10 protein-coding genes and 1 pseudogene are annotated in these 17,941 nt (G+C 69.0%); 1 reads left to right on the top strand and 10 read right to left on the bottom strand.

Annotated elements, in window-relative coordinates; all coding sequences use genetic code 11:
• Position 1: 1 nt before the first annotated feature.
• The 6 genes from IPK71_19170 to IPK71_19145 all read right to left on the bottom strand — a co-directional run bounded on the left by IPK71_19170 (position 2) and on the right by IPK71_19145 (position 10,371).
• Positions 2–1,237 (bottom strand): hypothetical protein, encoded by a 1,236-nt coding sequence (locus IPK71_19170; GenBank protein ID MBK8215855.1) that lies wholly within the window; start codon positions 1,235–1,237, stop codon positions 2–4.
• Positions 1,238–1,358: 121 nt separating this feature from the next.
• Positions 1,359–4,040 (bottom strand): hypothetical protein, encoded by a 2,682-nt coding sequence (locus IPK71_19165; GenBank protein MBK8215854.1) that lies wholly within the window; start codon positions 4,038–4,040, stop codon positions 1,359–1,361.
• Positions 4,041–4,163: 123 nt separating this feature from the next.
• Positions 4,164–5,024: an alpha/beta fold hydrolase gene (locus IPK71_19160; protein ID MBK8215853.1), complete on the bottom strand. Its 861-nt coding sequence runs from the start codon at positions 5,022–5,024 to the stop codon at positions 4,164–4,166.
• Positions 5,025–5,056: 32 nt separating this feature from the next.
• On the bottom strand, positions 5,057–6,679 hold the full coding sequence (locus IPK71_19155; GenBank protein MBK8215852.1) for a sigma 54-interacting transcriptional regulator: 1,623 nt from the start codon (positions 6,677–6,679) through the stop codon (positions 5,057–5,059).
• A gap of 54 nt (positions 6,680–6,733) precedes the next feature.
• Positions 6,734–8,749 carry an acetyl-CoA carboxylase biotin carboxylase subunit gene (locus IPK71_19150; GenBank protein MBK8215851.1) on the bottom strand — a complete coding sequence of 672 codons (2,016 nt, stop codon included), beginning with the start codon at positions 8,747–8,749 and terminating at the stop codon, positions 6,734–6,736.
• Positions 8,750–8,757: 8 nt separating this feature from the next.
• On the bottom strand, positions 8,758–10,371 hold the full coding sequence (locus IPK71_19145) for an acyl-CoA carboxylase subunit beta (protein ID MBK8215850.1): 1,614 nt from the start codon (positions 10,369–10,371) through the stop codon (positions 8,758–8,760).
• Positions 10,372–10,578: 207 nt separating this feature from the next.
• Here IPK71_19145 and IPK71_19140 point away from each other — a divergent pair, with 207 nt between their 5' ends.
• The gene (locus tag IPK71_19140; protein ID MBK8215849.1) at positions 10,579–11,217 is read left to right on the top strand and encodes a TetR family transcriptional regulator; all 639 of its coding nucleotides are present in this window, start codon (positions 10,579–10,581) and stop codon (positions 11,215–11,217) included.
• An 18-nt stretch (positions 11,218–11,235) separates the two neighbouring features.
• On the opposite strand, the gene IPK71_19135 is transcribed toward IPK71_19140, so the two are convergent.
• The 4 genes and pseudogenes from IPK71_19135 to IPK71_19120 form a co-directional block, all read right to left on the bottom strand.
• Positions 11,236–11,853 (bottom strand): hypothetical protein, encoded by a 618-nt coding sequence (locus tag IPK71_19135; protein ID MBK8215848.1) that lies wholly within the window; start codon positions 11,851–11,853, stop codon positions 11,236–11,238.
• Between the two features lie 34 nt (positions 11,854–11,887).
• Positions 11,888–12,067 (bottom strand): annotated as a pseudogene (locus tag IPK71_19130) (hypothetical protein).
• A gap of 119 nt (positions 12,068–12,186) precedes the next feature.
• Positions 12,187–13,563 (bottom strand): tetratricopeptide repeat protein, encoded by a 1,377-nt coding sequence (locus IPK71_19125; protein MBK8215847.1) that lies wholly within the window; start codon positions 13,561–13,563, stop codon positions 12,187–12,189.
• 99 nt (positions 13,564–13,662) lie between these two features.
• Positions 13,663–17,931, bottom strand: a complete 4,269-nt coding sequence (locus IPK71_19120) for a tetratricopeptide repeat protein (GenBank protein ID MBK8215846.1) — start codon at positions 17,929–17,931, stop codon at positions 13,663–13,665.
• Between the last annotated feature and the right edge of the window lie 10 nt (positions 17,932–17,941).

Raw genomic sequence — 17,941 nt, 5'->3', positions numbered from 1 at the left:
GTTACTTATACATACGCTCAATGCGCGATTCGGGATCGCCCGGATCGCCGAGCAGGAGCACGAGCTCGAAGGCGACCTCGGCCGGCTTCATGGCGAGGTAGAGCGCGTTCTCGAGCCAGCGCCTCCGCGAGAGCGCCCCGCAGATCGGGACGGCCAGGGCGTCGTAGGTCTTGCGCGCCCACCGCCCGAAGCGTGGCCAGCGCTCGTGGAGGAGGTCCTCGAAGGCGTTCGCGACCGCGAGCTGGCGATTGACGACGATGGTCCGGCCGCGGCGTGTGCCGAGGCGGAGCGGTCGCACGAGCCCGGGGCTCCCCTGGGCGGCGATCGTGCACAGGTAGTGGCAGTCGGCCGGAGGCGGCACGGGGAGGCGCGAGAGCGGGTAGCCGCACGTCTCGACGAACGCGACCACGGCGGCGTCGGCGCGGGACAGCACGAGCGCGCTCACGATCGCGTGGGCACCGACCACGAGCTGCGCGACCCCGAGGCCCCGGAGCGCGAGCGGGACGTGCACGGGCCTCGCGACGACGGTCTCGGGGACGACCTCGAGGGGCGCGGGCTCGCGGTACGTCGGCTCCTTGAGCGACGCCTCGCGCGCGGTCGCCTCGGCCTTCGCGACGAGCGCGTCGTGCCCTCGGGCGCGAAGACGCACGACCACCTCGCGGAGGAGGAGCGGCACCGTCACGTACGGAGTCAAGATCGGCAGCGGAATGACGAAGAACGCGAGCGGCACGGCCGGGACGAACTGCACGCCCAGGAGCACGTGGAGGACGACCCCCGCGAGCATCGCCCCGACGAGCGCCGCTTCGACGACGGGCCGCGTCGCGCCGGGCCTTCGCACCGAAACGAAGAACGCGAGCGCACAAGCGGCGTGCACCGGCACGAGCCCGAGCACCCCGGGGAACGAGAGCGGCCGGAAGTTCGGATCGCAGCGACCGCCGTCGCACGGGTCCGCAGCGGCGTCGACCGCGATCCCGAGGAGCGGGAGCACGACGAGGAGCGCCACGCCGAAGAGGACGTAGACCACGTGACGCGTGCCTCTCGCGCCGAGGCGAGGGACGAGCGTGAGCAGCCCTCCGCAAAGGCTCACGGTCGCGACGAGCGCCCCGACACCGAGGAGCGGGACGTTCGACAGCGCAAGGAACGCGACCGGCAGCGGGGCGAGCCCCACGAAGCCCGCGAAGAGGTACGTGAGCGCGCGGACGAGCGGCGAGGATTCGGCGAACGGCTTGGGGCTCATGCCCTATCAACGTCGCAGGGTCGCCCGTCGAAGGCAAAACGTCCCGGCCCGAGCGGTCGAAATCCGGGCGCGACCGGCCCGCTCGAGCCTCGGCGAACGTGCGTCGTGCGCAGGCTGCGCGTCAGGGTCCGGAGAGCCCGAGGACCTTGACCTCGGCGACGTTGACCCGGAAAAACGAGCCTCCCGTGCCTCCGGTGCCCGCCGTGTACGTCGCGAAGTGCGAGAAGGCGGACATGTTGACGCTCTTCGCGTCGTCCGTGACGACGACCCGGTAGGTCTTCCCTTGGGTGACCTTGGCGCGGACGAAGGTCGAGTCGCCCCAGGTCGCCCACGTGCCTCGCTGAGGCATCACGGCGTACCCCTCGCCTGCGACCGCGCCGCTCTGGGTGTCTTCGACCCGAACGAGCTTCGTCGCGCAGGTGATGCCCGTGGTGGTGCCCCCTGCCCCGTTCCCGTACGTGAGCTGCACGAGGACGTCGCCCGTCGCCTGGGCGGTGAACGGTGTCGTCGTGAGCTTGTGCCCGGGATCACCCCACGCCTCGAAGAACGAGCGCCCGTGGTCGGTCACGTAGGTGCCCCCGACGCTCGTGATGTCGGTGTTCGCCCTCGTCTGGATGCGGGCGTAGCCTGCGCCCCAGAAACACTGGGGGTTCGCGCGGTGCGACGTCGTCCCGGAGGAGAACTGCGTCTCGACGGTGTAGCAGTGGCTCGGGCTCGCCGCGCTCGAAGACGCATCGACCCACGAGGTGGTCGACCCCGGGAGCGCCTCCGCGACCTTCTGGCCGTCTCGGAAGACCCGGAAGGTCACGTCGGCTGCGCTCTCTCCGCCCGTGTCGAGGCCGATGCGGATCTTCCCCGCGTCGAGCGCGACCGAGGTGACGCGAGGCGGCTTCGGCGCGAAGATGGTCTTGTAGTCGCTCGTCGTCGTCACCACCGTGGCGCGCTCGGCGCCGTCCGGATCCGCGCCGTCGGCGAGCTCGATCTCGAGCGTGTTGCGGTTCGCGAGCTTCGCCTCGGCGATGGGCCCCTCGCCCACGGTGACGCCGTTCAGACGGATGCGAGCGATCGCGTAGGCGCCCTCGTCAGACGCGCCCTTCGGCGGGAGCCTCACCTTCACGCTGATCTTCTTGCCGTGGTACGGGAAGTTGTTCAGCACGAGCATGTCGGTCCCCGCGAGGTACGTCACGCGGAGCTTCTTGGGCACGTACGGCAAAAAGCGAATGGTGCTGCCCGTCGCCTCGAGACCGAAGAGCCCGTCGTGCACCATCGAGAGGTACCCGGCCACGCTCCAGAGCTGGCGGCGAGAGTTCACGACCGGTCCGCTCGTCGCGCCTTCGTCGACGTACGTCTTCCCGGTGACGAGCTCGAAGTTCTCCATGTTGGAGAGCGAGAGCGCGCTCCCGCGGACGAGGGTGTCGATCGCGCGAGTCGCGACGTCGGCGTTGCGGACCTTCCGCGCGGCCTTGAGGGCGTACGCCGTGACGAACGGCCAGATGGCGCGGTTGTGGTAGATCGGCGTCGCCTGCTCCTCGGGCCACACGACGCCTGCGCCCTTCGGCACGTGCGGGTAGCTCGCCACGGCGGCCTTGCCCTCGGCGGGGGTGCCCACGTCGTTCAGGACGGCGAGCGAGGTCCCCAGGAGGTCGTAGCGGGCCACCGGAGCGGGGTCGAGCTCGGTGGTAATCATCGTCGAAAACTGTTTCTTTTCGGACAGATAGAAGCGCTCGCGGATCTTCTGGCGGAGCGCGTCGGCGAAGCCCTTGAACCTCCCAGCGGAGGCCGCGTCGCCCTTCTCGGTCGCGAGCTTCTCGCCGACGTCCAGGATGACGAGGTGAGCCACGTTGGTCGAGAGCGTGCGGCTCTGCGCGATGTGGGCGAGGTCGTCTTTGGTCCACGAGGGGTACGTCTGCTCGCGCCAGTCGAGGAACGACTGCTCTCCGCGGTAGAGGCCCTGGCCCCCGTTGAAGACCACGGAGCGATCGCGCTCGATCGTGTTCGCGATGGCCTCGTATGCCCGGGTGACGAAGGCACGGCGATCGTCGCCCGTGAGGTACTTCGCCGTCTCCCACGCGCCGAGCGCCCAGATGACGCGATCGGTCGACACCGGCCACGAGCCGCCCGTACCCGTGTCCTGCACGATCTCTTCACCGGTGCCGTTTCGGCGCGGGGAGAGCTTGAAGAGCAGCGACGCCCGCGCGCGCGCAGGATCCATGGCGCCGAGGCCGAGGTGCATCGCGTAGGCCGTGTCGCGCGTCCAGACGTAGGTCCACTTCTCGCCGGTCTCGAAGCACCCGCCCTCGGCGCACGGGAGCGCGGCCCCGTTCTGGAAGGCGTAGTCCTTGATCGACGCGACCGAGTTCTCGCGCATCTCGGTGAGCGCGAGGGCGTAGAGCGCATCGAACATCGGGCTCTTCGTCTGAAGGCTCGGCAGGTTGCCAGGCTCACGGACCTGGCGCGACTTCGGCGCCGCGTCACGCTGCTCGACGTTGGTCGTCAGCGAGAAGCTCCGCATGCAGGGGGCGCCGCTCGCCGTCACGTCGGTCTTGTCGGCGCCGTCGGCGAACGACGAAGGGCCTTGCGTGCCCGCGGCCTCGATGCACTCGGGGGTCGTGTTGCCGTCGAAGGGCACGTCGCCTGGCGACAGCGCGTCGACCTCGGCGTCACCGGGTGGGGCGACGACGGCGTCGGGACCGCTGCCTCCGTCCGGGGTGAAGGGCTCGTCGGTTCCGGCGTCTTTCGCGCAGCCCGCGAAGAGCCCGAGGACGACGACGGCAGAGGACAGCAAGAGGGTCGGGGCTCGCACGGCCGTCACTCTGAACTAAGGCACGGGAGATGCCAGCGATTTTTCGCGTCGGAAGAGCTCGGACTGGGCGTTTTCGCAGCGCGTCAGCCCCCGCCGATTCGGGGCCGTCAGCGCCCTTCCTCGTCAGGGGCTCCCGACCTCGGAGAGGAACGCGGCGAGGCGGCGCGCGAGCGCACGAGGATCGTCGAGCTGAGGGCAATGACCTACGCCCTCGGGCTCTTCGATGCGCACGTGGGCCGGGAGGTGCTCCTTCAGAAACGCGAGCCCCGACGCCGGCAGGAGCCGTTCGGACTTCCCCCACGAGAGCACGGTCGGCACGGTGAGCTTCGCGAGCTCGTCGGTCGAGAACGCGATCTCGTGGGCGTGCTCGAGCAGGTCGCGCACGGGCTCCCGCCCCATCCACCGCGGCAGCTCGTGAGCCACGAGGCCCGTGTAGAGCGGCGGGCGGTGGTAGAGCTTGTCGAGGAAGCGGCGGCCCTCGGGGCGCCCCCGCATCCGAAACGTCGCGAGCACCTCGGCGGCGTGGTCGCCCGGGAGGTGCGCACCCGCCGGCGAGAGCAGAAAGAGCCCTCGCGTGCGCTCCGGGCGCTCGAGCGCGTGGGCCAACGCCGCGGCCCCACCGAGTGAGTTTCCCACGAGCACGAACGGCTCGTCGAGGAGGCCATCGAGGGCGTGCACGACCGCCCGAAACACGGTGCGAGGGGTGAGGGGCCGCAAGAGGGGCGCGACCGACCGACCGTGCCCGGGCATGTCGAGCAAGACGACCCGCTTCGAGACCGAAAGGAGGGGAACCGCCACCCTCGCGAACGAAGCGGCGCTCGCGCCGAGCCCGTGGACGATCACGACGGGAGGGAGGGCCCCTCGCCCTTGGGCGTCGTACGCATGGACCGGCTCGAGCCCGGCCGAGATCGTGCGGCTCACGAAGCCCCGCCCTCGAAGCGCCGCGTGGGACAGGTTCTCGATGGCCCGAAGGATGGTGCCCATGACGACATCGTACCGCGATTTCGCGCCGGAGCTCAGCCGCCGGACGCGAGCGCCTCACGCACCGCGACGAACTCCAGGCCGAACCGAGCGAGGTACTTTCGTAGCCGATCGGCGTCGTTGCTCTTCGTCTTCTTCGAGCGCGACGCGGCGAAGAGGACGCGCCCAGCCTCGCTCAGCGTGCGCGCCTCTTTGCACACCCGAAGCACGTCGGCGAGCTGGACGGCGTCGAACCGGTCGAGCGGCACGCCCGGGAGCACCCGACCGACGAGCGACTCCGAGGGGTCCTGGGGCACTCCGGACGAGCGCGCCTCGAGCGCCGCGATCTCCTCGAGCACCCTCTCGCGGGTGATTCTCCCCTCGGTCGCGAGGGTCGCGAGCCGCGTGACACTCGCGCCGAGGTCGCGGAAGTTCCCGGGCCACGCCGCGCGGGGCGAGGTGGCGAACGCGAGGTACGCGTCGCGCGCTTCGCGTGTCCACGTCACGTTCCTCCCGAGCAGCCGGCCCACCCTCGCGCTCTCGTGCTCGACGTTCGGGGCGATGTCCTCGACACGCTCACGGAGGGACGGGAGCCGAAACGTCCAAAGGTCGATGCGCGCGAGCAAATCGGGGCGGAACGTCCCTTCGCGAGCGGCGGCGAAGAGATCGGCGTTCGTACCGCATAAAAGCTGAAAATCACTCGTCTTTTCGACATCGCTCCCCATCGGGACGAACGTCTTGTCCTCGATCGCCCGGAGCAACATGGCCTGCTCGTCGGCGCCGAGCTCGAAGATCTCGTCGAGGAAGAGCACCCCCCCGTGAGCCCGAAGGAGCTGGCCGTCGCGATCGGAGAGGGCGCCCGTGAAGGCTCCCTTCTTGTGGCCGAAGAGCGTGCTCATGGCGAGATCGCCGCGGAGCGTGGCGCAGTTCACCTCGACGAAGGGCCCCGAGAGCCCCTGCCGGGCCTTCTTCAACGCGAAGACGCGCCTCGCGAGGGCGCTCTTGCCCGCGCCCGTCGGGCCGAGGAACAGCATCGGCGCCTTCGAGCGGACGGCGACCTCTTCGACCTTCGCGACGAGCGAGTTGTACGCGGCGTTCCGTGTGGCGATGCCGTCCTTGAGGATGGCCTCCCCGCGCGAGTGCTCGGCGCGCGCGCGCGTCGCGATGGCCTCGTAGCGCTCGAGGTCGAGGTCGACCACACCGAACGTGCCCCGCGCCGAGTGCTCCGAACCCTCCCCACGAGGGTCGCGAGGCGACGTCTGGAGGAGCCTTCCGGGGAGGTGCCGAGACTCGGTGAGCAGGAAGAGGCAAATCTGCACGACGTGGGTGCCCGTCGTGATGTGGACGTAGAGGTCGACCTTCGCCGGATCGAACGCGCGCGCCGCGGCGAAGTCGAAGAGCGCGCCGTACACCTCCTCGAAGTCCCACGGATCGCCGAGCGCAAAAGGCTCGACGTGGACCTGGGTGTCCGGCGACACCTGGGCGATGTCCTCGCGGACGAGGTACGCGAGCCCCTGCGCTCTCGGCTCGAAGAGGAGCCAGAGCTCGTCGACGAGGAGGTCGTCGTGTTGGCAGAGGGCGACCGAGGGGCGCCAGCGCTCCCACCGGGAGGGCCCCTTCCCCGAATCGAGCTGCGTCCCGAGCACGGAGACGACGACGGTCCTCTTCGCGTCGGCCATCGCCACGAATCTACGATGGAACGCCCCGGGCGACGAGCCCCCCCGGGCGCGTCGTCACCCCGCGGCGGGCTCGGCCTTCTTCACGACGGCGAGCACCGCGCGGGCGCCGACCTGCGCGCTCGCGGAGACGCCGATCGACGCGATCGTCCCGTCGAAGGGCGCCGTGAGCAAAAACTCCATCTTCATGGCCTCGAGCGCGACCACGAGCTGCCCCTTTTTCACGACCTCTCCCTCGCTGACCGCGACCCGCAGGACCTTTCCGTCGATCGGCGCCGTGAGAGTGCCGTCCCCTTCGCCGTCCGCCGCGCCCTTCCCACGGTAGGTGACGTCCTCGAAGACCCGTGGGACGTCGCCCGCGTCGAGCCAGAGGCGCGCTCCGTCGAGGTGCGCGCGCACGCGGACCGAGTGGTCGTCCACGGTCACGAGCACCTCGCCCGACGCCGTCGGCACCACCGTCGCGACGAGCTTGGTCCCCGAGACGACCACGCTCACCGTCGTCGCGTCGAGCGGGGTCACGTGCGCCACGTGCTCGACGTCGCCCTCGACGAGGCGCACCGTCGACGGGCATGGGAGCGCGCTGTTCCACCCACGGAGCTCGCCCGGGAGCCCCGTGCGCGCGGCGAGCGCGTCGGCCTCGAGGCGGTAGAGGACGGCCGCGGCCATGGCGAAGTCTCCCGGCGTGGGAGCGAACGCCGTCGCGAGGACGGCCGCGCCGAAGTGTGTCGGCACGAACGAGGTGTCGTACGCGCCGCTCGCGAAGGCGGGGTGCTCGAGCACCCGGAGGAGCATCGCCTTGTTCGTGACGACGCCGAGCACGGCGAGCTGCGTGAGCGCCTCCGAGAGCTTCTTTCGTGCCTCGTCGCGTGTCCTACCGTGTGCGATGAGCTTGCCCTGCATCGAGTCATAGAAGGGGCTCGCGGAGCGCCCTTCGGCGAGCGCATGGTCGAAGCGCGCGAGGCCTACGTCGGGCAAAACGAGCCGCTCGATCGTGCCCGTCTGCGGCATGTACTCACGTGAAGGGTCCTCGGCGCAGAGCCTCACCTCGATCGCGTGCCCCGAGAATACGATCTCGTCCTGCTTGCGCGGGAGAGGCTCCCCCGCCGCCACCCGGAGCTGCCACTCGACGAGGTCCTCGCCGGTGATGGCCTCCGTGACCGGGTGCTCCACCTGGAGGCGCGTGTTCATCTCCATGAAGTAGAACTCGCCCGCGGGCGAGAGGAGGAACTCGATCGTGCCCGCGCCGAGGTAGTCGATGGCCTTCGCCGCTTTGACCGCGACGTCTCCCATCCGCGCGCGCAGCTCCGGGCCGACGGCCGGCGACGGGCTCTCCTCGACGACCTTCTGATGGCGCCTTTGCACGGAGCAGTCTCGCTCGCCGAGGTGCACCACGTTCCCGTGGGCGTCGGCGAACACCTGGATCTCCACGTGCCGCGCTCCGATGACCGCCTTCTCGAGGATGAGCTCGCTGCTCGCGAACGCGTTCTCGGCCTCGGCCCTCGCCGACCGCGCCGCGTCGACGAAGGCCGAGCGCTCGTGTACGAGGCGCATGCCTCGCCCTCCCCCGCCCGCCGCGGCCTTGATCATCACGGGGTACCCGATCCGATCCGCTTCGCGGAGGAGGACGTCATCCGACTGGTCTTTGCCTTCGTACCCGGGAATGCACGGGACGCCGGCCTCGATCATGCGAAGCTTCGCCTGGCGCTTGTTGCCCATGAGGCGCACCGCGTCGCGCCGAGGGCCGATGAACACGAGCCCTGCGTCGCTGCAAGCGCCCGAAAACTCTGCATTTTCGGACAGGAAGCCGTACCCCGGGTGCACGGCGTCGGCGCCCGAACGCTTCGCCGCTTCGAGGATCTTCTCGGCGACCAGGTACGACTCTTTCGCGGGGGAGGCCCCGATGTGCACGGCCTCGTCGGCGGCGAGCACGAACGGAGCGCCGCGGTCGGCGTCCGAGTAGACGGCGACCGTCCGAATGCCGAGCTTCTTGCAGGTGCGGACGACCCGCATCGCGATCTCGCCGCGGTTCGCGACGAGCACCTTCTGGAGGGGCTTCTGGGTCGGGCTTTTCATGGGGTCCTTCACATCCGTGCCACGCCGAACGTGGTCTTCTTGAGGGGGCGAGCCTCGGCCTCGCGGCAAACGGACAGCGCGAGGGCGAGCACTTTTCGAGTGTCTCGTGGATCGACGAGGCCGTCGTCGAAGAGGCGCGCGGAACAGTGGAACGGGTGCGACTCCTTGTCGAACTGCTCGACGATGGGCTGCGCCATCTGGAGGAGCACCTCCTCCGGCACGGGGTTGCCCTGCTTCGCCATCTTCTCGCCGCCCACGATGGCCATCACGCGGGCGGCCTGTTCGCCACCCATGACCGCCGTGCGCGCGTTGGGCCACGCGAAAATGAACCGCGGACCGAACCCGCGCCCGCACATGCCGTAGTTGCCGGCGCCGAACGAGGCCCCGATCACCATCGTGATCTGCGGGACGTTCGCGTTGGCGACCGCCTGGATCATCTTCGAGCCGTGCTTCACGATGCCCGCCTGCTCGGCCTTGGTCCCGACCATGTAGCCCGTGATGTTCTGCAGGTACACGATGGGGATGTTCGACTGGCACGAGAGCTGGATGAACTGGGCCGCCTTGGCCGAGCCCTTGTCCGTGATGGGCCCGTTGTTGCCGATGATGCTCACCGGGTGCCCCGCGATCGTGCCGCGGCCACACACGATCTGACCGTCGTAGCGCTCTTTCCACTCGACGAAGTCCGAGCCGTCGACGAGCCGGGCGATGACCTCGCGGCAGTCGTACGGCTTGCGGTAGTCGACCGGGACCACACCGCAGAGCTCTTCGGGCGGGTAGAGCGGCTCTCGGACCTCGCTCGGAGGAGCGTCGTCGATGCGGGCCCAGCCGAGGTTCGCGACGATCTCGCGCGCCTTCAAGATGGCGTCGACGTCGTCCTCGGCGAGGAGCTCGGACGTCCCCGCCACGTCCGTGTGCATCTCGGCGCCGCCGAGCTCCTCGTCCGTGGCGATCTCTCCCGTGGCCGCCTTGAGCAGCGGTGGCCCCGCGAGGAACACCTTCGCCTTCTTGCGGACCATGATCACGTAGTCCGACAGACCGGGCAGGTAGGCGCCGCCCGCCGTGCTCGACCCGTGCACCACGGTGACCTGCGGGATGCCGGCCGCCGAGAGGCGCGCCTGATTGCAGAACGTGCGCCCCCCGGGGATGAACACCTCTTGTTGGTAGAGGAGGTTCGCCCCTCCGCTCTCGACCATGAGGACGATGGGGAGCTTGTTCTCGAGCGCGATCTCCTGGGCGCGGAGCGTCTTCTGGACGCCCCACGGCGACATGGTGCCGCCCTTGATGGCGGAGTTGTTGGCCACGACGAGGCAGCGAACGCCGGAGACGTAGCCGATCCCGATGATGGTGTTGCCACCCGCGAGCGAGCCGTCGGTGTCGTCGTGGTGCTTGTAGCCGCAGAGCGTGGAAATCTCGAGGAACGGCGAGCCGCGATCGAGCATGAGCATGACGCGCTCGCGGGGCAGGAGCTGGCCGCGCTTCGTGAATTTTTCGCGCGCGCGCTCCTCCGTGTCGCGCACCTTGCCTTCGATCGCGCGGAGCTCCGCGACGCACGCGAGCATGTCGGCGCGGTTCTTCGCGTACGCCTCGGAGCTCGTGTCGATTTTGCTGCGAATGACCGCCATGGCTCTCGTTCCTCCGCGGCCTCGCCTTTCGACGCGAGGGACCGCGAACGCATCGTGAACGGCCCGCCATAAAAAATCAAGGCCGCTTGTTTTTCGCCGATGGCACCTCACAAATGCCGTTCATTCTGCCCTTTCGGCGCGATACCGGTCGCAGTCGATTGTTTTTCGAGGCCCCGGCCGCCTGCCCGAGGTGTACGCTCCGCGGGCATGGCGGCGGCGAAACGTGAGCGAAAACCCCAAGAGCGCAGCGAGCGGACCCACGCACGCCTCTTGGAGGCGGCCATCGACACGCTCTCCGAGGTCGGCTTCGCGGGCGCCACGATGGCCGTCATCGCGCGGCGCGCGGGGGTGTCGCGCGGGGCGTCGCAACATCACTTTCGCACGCGGGACGAGCTCTTGACCGCCGCGGTCCTGCACGTGGCGAAGGTCCGGTCCGACGAGCTCCGACGAGAGACCTCGGCAGGCAGGCCGCACTCGACCACGCTCGAGACCCTCGAGGTCCTCGCGTCCTTCTATCTCGGTCCGCTGTTCTCGTCGGCGGTGCAGGTGTGGGTGGGCGCCGCGTCCGACGCCCGGCTCCGCGCGCAGATCGTCCCCCTCGAGGCCCACGTCGGCCGCGAAGCGCACAAGCTCGCGGTCGACCTGCTCGGCGTCGACGAAGAGGTCCCCGGGACGCGCGAGCTCGTGCAGGCCACGCTCGATCTCATGCGCGGCCTCGGGCTCGCGAGCCTCCTCCGCGACGACACCCAACGGCGGAGGCGGGTCTTGCGCACCTGGGCCGACACGCTCGATCGTATCTTGCCTCGCAAGGCGCGAAGGCCTGCACGGCCACGCGCTTCCCCCTGACGGAGGCCCGACGCGTGCTCAAGGGGGGCTCTCGGCGGATGCCACTCCCTCGCGCGCGTCGACCTCGCGTGCCCCGAGCTCCTCGATACGATCGACGAGCTCGTCCGCGAACGACGCCACGTCGCGAGACGCTCGGTCCGCCTGAGCCTTCAGCGCGGCGCAGCCGATCGCGCCCGCGAGCCCGAACCCGACCACGGTGAGCGCCTGCCCCACGAGGCCCGAGGTCACGAGCTCGAGCACGTCGCCCGACAGGGCGGTCGGGTCGGACAGCCCCTGCCGGAGCAGCAACGCCGCCAGCAAGAACCCTACGCTCGACGACAGGCTCGCACACACACGCGGCACCCTCGACCATCGCGACAACGCAAAATCGAGCTCGGTGAACGCCTCGTTCAGCTCGGCGACGCGCAACCTCGCGTCCTTCGCGCCGACGGCACGAGCGACCTGCCCCTCCCAGGGCGCGTCGCTCTCCGCGAGGGCCGCGGTCACCGACGGGCCGCGACGAGCCCCGGCGTCCCCACGGAGCTCCCGGACGAGCACCTCGACGTCGAACGCCGTGGCCGTGTGTACGAAGTGAACGCGACGCGCGCTCGCGGCGAGGCACACGAGCGCGACGATGAACGACACGATCGCGATCATGGGTCCGAACCTACCCGCGCCCGCACGCGCGAGGTCAGAACGGATCGCGCTGAGCGGCTTCTTCGATGCGATCGAGGAAGGGCTGGCGGAGCTCGGCGAGCGTGAGCTTCGCCTGGATTTTGCTGACGTCGACCGAAGCGACGGGCTTCTGGACGCGGCCGACGATCGTCACCTCGTTGATGGTGATGACGCCTTTGCCTTGCGCCTTGGCGTTCGTGGGCATGGCCGAGAGGAGGAGGCCCACACCCATCGCGAAGAGTACTTTTTTCATCGGTCCGACCTCGTCCTTCGATCGTCCGCCTCGAACGGGCGGAGCGCAAGCGTCTCGGTTCGTTACTTTCCGGCGTCACCGGCCGCCGGAGCGGGGGCCGCGCCAGCATCCCCACCAGCCGCCGAGGCCGCGGGGGCCGCTGGAGCCGGGGGAGCCGCCTGGCCCTGCTTGATTTCGGCCTGCTTGGCCTTGGCGCGGTTCAAGAGATCGTCGACGTCGTCGCCCTTCTCGGCCTTGACGCCCCGCATCGTTTTGTACGTCTCGAACTCTTTGATCGACTGCCCCGCCTGATCGGCCGCGGACATTCCCGGCACGCTCGCAGCCACCAGGTAGAGGAGCCCGAGATTGTAGTGGGCGATCGCGAGGGTCGAGTCGAGGGCGAGCGCCTGCTCGAGCTCGCGTTTGCCGTCGGCCGGGCGCCCTACCAAACGGTAAGCATCTCCCAGGTTGAGGCGCGCAGGAGCGCTCTTCGGCGCGTGTTTCACGGCCTTCTCGAGGACGGGGAGCGCCTCCGCGGCGTTTCCGGCCTCGAGCTTGATGGCCCCGAGCTGAATCGCACCCTCGACCAGATCGGGTCGCTTCGCGTAGCAGGCCTCGAAGTCGGCGAGGGCCGCGGCGCGGCGTCCGGCCTCGCGGAGGATGAGCCCACGAATGAGGTGAGCCTCGGCGTTCTCCTTGTCGCGCGGCGGGGTGCCCTCGCCGAAGCCGTCGAGGATGGCCGTGAGCGCGTACTTCGCGAGCTCCATCTTACGCGCCCGGTAGTGATCGCGCGCGATGGTCACCATCGCCTCTTTGTAGTCGGGGTTCATGCGCAGCGCGTCTTGCGCGAGCTGCTGCGCGGTGCCGTGATCCTTCTGGATCGACTTGACCTCGGCGAGGTACGTCGTGAGCCTGGCCGACTCCGGGCTCTTCGCCTTCTTCTCCGTCAAGAACCCGTCGGCCTCGCCGGCGTGCCCGCTCGAAGCCAGAGAGAGCGCATACGCTCCCATGGCGATCTCGTGATCGGGCTTGAGGCTGAACGCCGCGCGGTACTCTTGCTGCGCGCCCGAAGCATCCCCGAGGCGCTCGAGCACGACGCCGAGCGAGTAGTGCGGCGAGGGGGCCTTCGGGTCGGCCGCCGAGGCATCGGTGAAGCCCTTCTTGGCGCCCTCGAGGTCACCTTCCATCCACGCGCGGAACCCACGGTCGTAGGCGTCTTTGGCCGCACCGGAGAGGCCCGACGTACCCGCGCCGTCGGTCACTCCGACCTGGGCTCCGCCGTTGTCGGTCACCTTCCCGCCGGGCCCTGCGTCTTGCCCACCTGCCGGGTAGTTGATCGGAGGGTTGTCGCCGCACGCCACGACCGACGAGCCAGCGAGGCCCAAGACGACCACAAGGGACGTGAGGCCCACCCCGGTTCGAAGGGCGTTGCGGAGGGGGCGGAGCGTGCGAAGCATCATGGACGTTTCCTCGAAAGACACGGGCCGAGAAGGGCCCCTCACTGAGATCGTGGCAAGAACGAGGCCCCCCGGCAAAAACCGCCTTTGGGGGCCTCGCGGCTACGGGGCCGCCGGGAGCGGCGAGGTGGCGCCCGAGGGCGGCGGGACGGCCGTCTGACCCGAGCGCGTCTGGACGTACTGGCCGTCGGTGTACGAGAGCTTCTTCGTCTTGTCGGTCGGGTCGGTCGTGTTCGTCACGTACTGGCGCATCTTGGCTTCGCCGATGATCTCGGTGAAGAACGCCAGTCGGGCGACGGCGCGCTGAATGGCCGCGTTGCGCACGTTGAACTTTCGCGCGAGCGCCACGGCGGTCGCGTAGCGGCGAACCATGACCTCGTCGGAGCCGTTGAGCTCCTTCTCTTTCTTGGTGCGCCAGCCCTCTTTCACCGTGTCGCGGAGCTCGGCGGCCTTGTCCTCGAGCTCGGGGCGACCGCTGTTCTCGAGCATCTTGATCTGCGCCTCCTGCTGCGGCGTGAAGTACTTCAGCTGCGGCGGCACGAGGTTGAAGAGGCCGGTGCGGAGGGTGTCGAAGAGCGAACCCTGGCGCGCCACCATGGCGGGCAGCCACTCGGCCGACGGGTACTTCTGGACCAGCTTGTCGAGCGCCTGATCCCACTTGTCGGCGTCGGCGGCGTTGGCTTGGTAGCGCCCCTTCTTGCCCTTCCCGTCGCCGACCACGTCGGCCACGGCGCCCTGGTATTTGTGCTTCGCCTCGACGTCGTACTCTTTCTTGATCTGAGCGTCGATGAGCTCGAACTCGGTCTCGGCGACGTAGTCGACGAAGGGAGACGAGAGCGCCTCGGGCTTGCCGTCCTTGCCGTTGCCACCCTTCACGCGGAAGTCTTCCCAGGCCGAGATGATCGACTTCTGCCAGCGCTCCCGACCGGGCTCGTTCGCGGCGCGCATCATCGTCGAGATCGAGTGGGCGGCCTCGACCACGTACTTGAGCGCGGGCGCGCTCGAGCGGTAGGTCTGGTAGTAGCGCGAGAGGTTGGTTTCGGCGTCGATGCGGAACTGGCGGTTCGAGCCCGAGTCGGCGCCCTGCGGGTTCCACTGCTTGCGGTCGTAGTCGGCGAGCAGGTAGTCGGCGTTCGCCTTCTCCTCCGGCGTGGGGGAGAGCTTCATGAACGCCTTGTGCATGGCGGACATCTTGTCGCGCTGGCCCATGCTCGCGTAGAGGATCATCGCGTTCTTCGCGGCGACCTTGCGCTTCTCGGGCGCGAAGCGCTCGTTGTTGGCGACCTTCTCGTACGTCTCGGCCGCCCGCTGGTAGTTGAAGAACGAGTAGTACGTGGTGCCGAGCGCGTCGTACGCGTCGTCCAAATACTTGAGCCTTTCCGCGTACTTCTTCGGGTCCGGGCCCACCTTCGCCTTCGCGTCGCCCTTCTGGAGCTTCTCGAGGCGATCCTCGCTGCCGTACTCGCTGATGAACTTGTTGTAGAGGTCGATCGCCTTGCTGAAGTCGCCGACCTGCTTGTACGCGTAGGCCGCGTTCATGGCCGCTTCGGGGGCCTCGTCGCGCGCCGGAGCAGCGATGAGGGCCGCCTCGTACATGCCGGCCGCTTCGCGCCAGAGCTTGTCCTTCCCGGGGCCGGGCGGCGCCTTCTGCGCCTCTTCGAACTTGAGGCGCGCGCGAACGAACGCGGCTTCCTGCAAGGTCGGGTTGACGATGAGCCCGGCGGTCGTCTTCTGCGCGTCGTTCACCGCGCACGACTTCGCCTTCTCGGCCTCCGCGAGCTCGGTCGACCGCTTCGCGTCGCGGGTGAGGTTGCTCATCGTGATGAGCTTCTCCCACGCGCGGTAGCCGAACTCGTCCTTGCCGCAGTGCTCCTTGTACATCGGCTCGAAGCGCGCGCGGGCGAGCTCGAACTGGCCGTAGAGGAAGTAGGTCTCCCCCGCGTAGAACTGATAGTCCGCCGCGTGTTTCTGCGTGTCGAGGTTCGCGGGCACGCGGGCGACGTAGTCGTCGCGGCCCTGGATGCTCTGTTGCACGACCGGCGGCACGGGGTCGGCCACGACTTTGCGCGTCGACGGATCCGGCCCGTCGAACTTCACCTCGACCCGGCGCTCGACGCCCTGGGTCCCCTTCGAGTCCTCGAAGCGCTGGTAGGCGATGTCGCGATCGACGTCGGCGATGTCGACGACGAAGAAGGCCGCGTTGTCGAGGAACTTGTCGTCCTCGTTCGAGTCGCGCACGTCGATGGCAGCCGCGAGGGCGTCGTCGATCTCTTTGCGCGAAGGCTCGGGGAATTTGTCCTTCTGGATTTTGTGGAGGACGACCTGGATGCGCACCTGCTGACGACGCGCATCCGCAAGCCAGTAGCGGCTCTCGTAGGCGTCGGGCGCGTTCTCGTCCTGCTTCAGGTAACCGTCCCAGCCGATCGCGGCGAGCTTGTACTCGCCGTGCGCGCGGGTGAGGAGGTCGAGCTGCCGGCCGGCGTCGCCGGTCTCTTGGGCGGCGACGAGCGCGGCCTTGCCGTTGTTCGTGTGCTGCGCGGCCGCCTGGCGGAGACCACCACGGACGAGGCGTTCGGCGTTCTGGATGGCCGCCGGGTTGTCCTTGTTGGCGTCGACCCAGGGTTTGTTGCCGACGTAGTTCGCGAGCGCCGTGCGCGCCTCGAGGGCCTTCTGCGAAGCGGCCTCGTGCTCCGGCGTGCCCTGCTTCTTGGAGAGCGCGAGCTGGTCGTACGTCTCGGCGAGGGCGTTCTGGACGTCGGGGGCCGTCGGGTCCATGGGCCACTTCTGGAGCATGGCCTGGTAGACTTCGATGGCGTTGTTGAACTGGTTCAGGCTCCGGAACTCTCCCGCGAGCGCGCGGTAGATCTCGATCGTCCAGGGTTTGTCCTGGGGGATGAGGTTCGCATCCTTGACGCGATCGACGGCGACATGGAGCTTCTTCTCGGCGATCTCCGGGCGCGGCTCGGTGTCGATGATGTCGGGGCGCTGGATGTACGGGTCGTCCGCCTCGGGGCCGGCGAAATCGACGTTCGTGAGTGAGCCCGCGATGTACGTGTACGCCTCGCCGCGGAAGTCGGCGCCGGTGTCGCCCGTGAGCTTCTGCTGCTCGTCGGTGTAGTTGAGGAGCTTCACGAACTCCTTCGTGGCCGCCTCGTAGCGCTGCTGCTTGAAGAGCGTCCACGCGTATTTGTAGAGCGACACGCCGAAGAGCGGCGGCTTCCTGTACCGCATGGCCCGGGTGTACGCGCTCGCCGCGCGGTTGAACCCGTACACGCTCGCGGGCTCGTCACGGACGTAGCCCGAGCCCTGGTCGAGCTGGTCGAACTCCCAGTTTCCGATCTGCCACCAGATCTCGGCGACGTACTTCGGGTCGTCCCCCGGGAGCACGTTGGGCTGGGCGAGGTACTCGCACGAGGCCGGGAAGACCTCGGTGTACTTCGTGTCCGCGCCGCCCCGCTTCAGGGCCTTCGGGTCGCGGTTCGTGTTGCGCCACGCGGCCCAGTAGGTCTCGTCGTGGTCCTGCGGGAGCGGGTTGACCGTGTCCCGGTCGGGGCGCTTCGGGTCGGGGGGTGTGGGATAAGGGTACTTGTTGTGGCACACGAGCGAGCGCCACACCTGCTGCCCTTCGTCGGTGCGGCCGGAGTCGACGTACGCGTGACCGAGGAAGTAGTAGACGCCGGCGAGCTCGCGGTACTTCGGGAACTCGTTGATGATGCGCTTATAGAGCCCGATCGCGTCTTTCAGGCCCACCTCGAGCGGCTCGGTCGCGTCCTCGGAGCGGGCGCGCTCCTCGTAGAGGGCCGCGAGGCGGTACATGGCGTCGGGGGTGGCCTCGGGCTGCGCACGTGGCCCCTGGTAGCGCTCGATGAACTCTTGGAGCCGCTTGATGGCGGTCTCGCGCGCCTTTCGGAGCTCGGCTTTCTCGAGCACGATCTCGCCGTCGAGGCCGGCCAAGATCTCCTTCTTCTTCGTCTCGTAGTGGAGGCGAATGATCGACGTGACGGCGTCGCGGTAGTCCTTCGCGCCCTTCTCGTAGACGTCCATTTGCGAGCGCATCTGCTCGAGCGCCGCCAGCTGCTGGGGCGTGGGCGGAGGCGGAGGCGGGGCCGACTTGCGGAGCGACGGGGCTTGCGTCGGCGCCGTCTGCATCCCCTGGATCTGGTCGGGGTTCCCGGTCGCCAGCGGGGTCCCGGCCTCCACAGCGAGCGCGGCGGCGCCCGAGTCGGACGCCGAAGCTGCGCCTCCGTCGGACGCCGAAGCCCCCGCGTCGGTCTTGGGGGTCGCGGGCTGCGCCGCTCCGGTCCCCACGTAGAGGGCGAACCCCCCGAGGGTGAGAAGGCCGAGCGTCGATCGTTTCAAGATGTTCTTCATCGTCGAGTCC

It is taken from the genome of Myxococcales bacterium (assembly GCA_016712525.1).
GTDB lineage: Bacteria > Myxococcota_A > Polyangia > Polyangiales > Polyangiaceae > JAAFHV01.
This window is presented reverse-complemented; position numbering and strand designations above follow the sequence as displayed.

Bases quoted from the DNA above. Each gene is read 5' to 3' on its own strand.
- IPK71_19170 (MBK8215855.1), bottom strand. From the start codon at position 1,237: ATGAGCCCCAAGCCGTTCGCCGAATCCTCGCCGCTCGTCCGCGCGCTC.
- IPK71_19160 (MBK8215853.1), bottom strand. From the start codon at position 5,024: ATGGGCACCATCCTTCGGGCCATCGAGAACCTGTCCCACGCGGCGCTT.
- IPK71_19155 (MBK8215852.1), bottom strand. From the start codon at position 6,679: ATGGCCGACGCGAAGAGGACCGTCGTCGTCTCCGTGCTCGGGACGCAG.
- IPK71_19150 (MBK8215851.1), bottom strand. From the start codon at position 8,749: ATGAAAAGCCCGACCCAGAAGCCCCTCCAGAAGGTGCTCGTCGCGAAC.
- IPK71_19145 (MBK8215850.1), bottom strand. From the start codon at position 10,371: ATGGCGGTCATTCGCAGCAAAATCGACACGAGCTCCGAGGCGTACGCG.
- IPK71_19140 (MBK8215849.1), top strand. From the start codon at position 10,579: ATGGCGGCGGCGAAACGTGAGCGAAAACCCCAAGAGCGCAGCGAGCGG.
- IPK71_19135 (MBK8215848.1), bottom strand. From the start codon at position 11,853: ATGATCGCGATCGTGTCGTTCATCGTCGCGCTCGTGTGCCTCGCCGCG.
- IPK71_19125 (MBK8215847.1), bottom strand. From the start codon at position 13,563: ATGATGCTTCGCACGCTCCGCCCCCTCCGCAACGCCCTTCGAACCGGG.
- IPK71_19120 (MBK8215846.1), bottom strand. From the start codon at position 17,931: ATGAAGAACATCTTGAAACGATCGACGCTCGGCCTTCTCACCCTCGGG.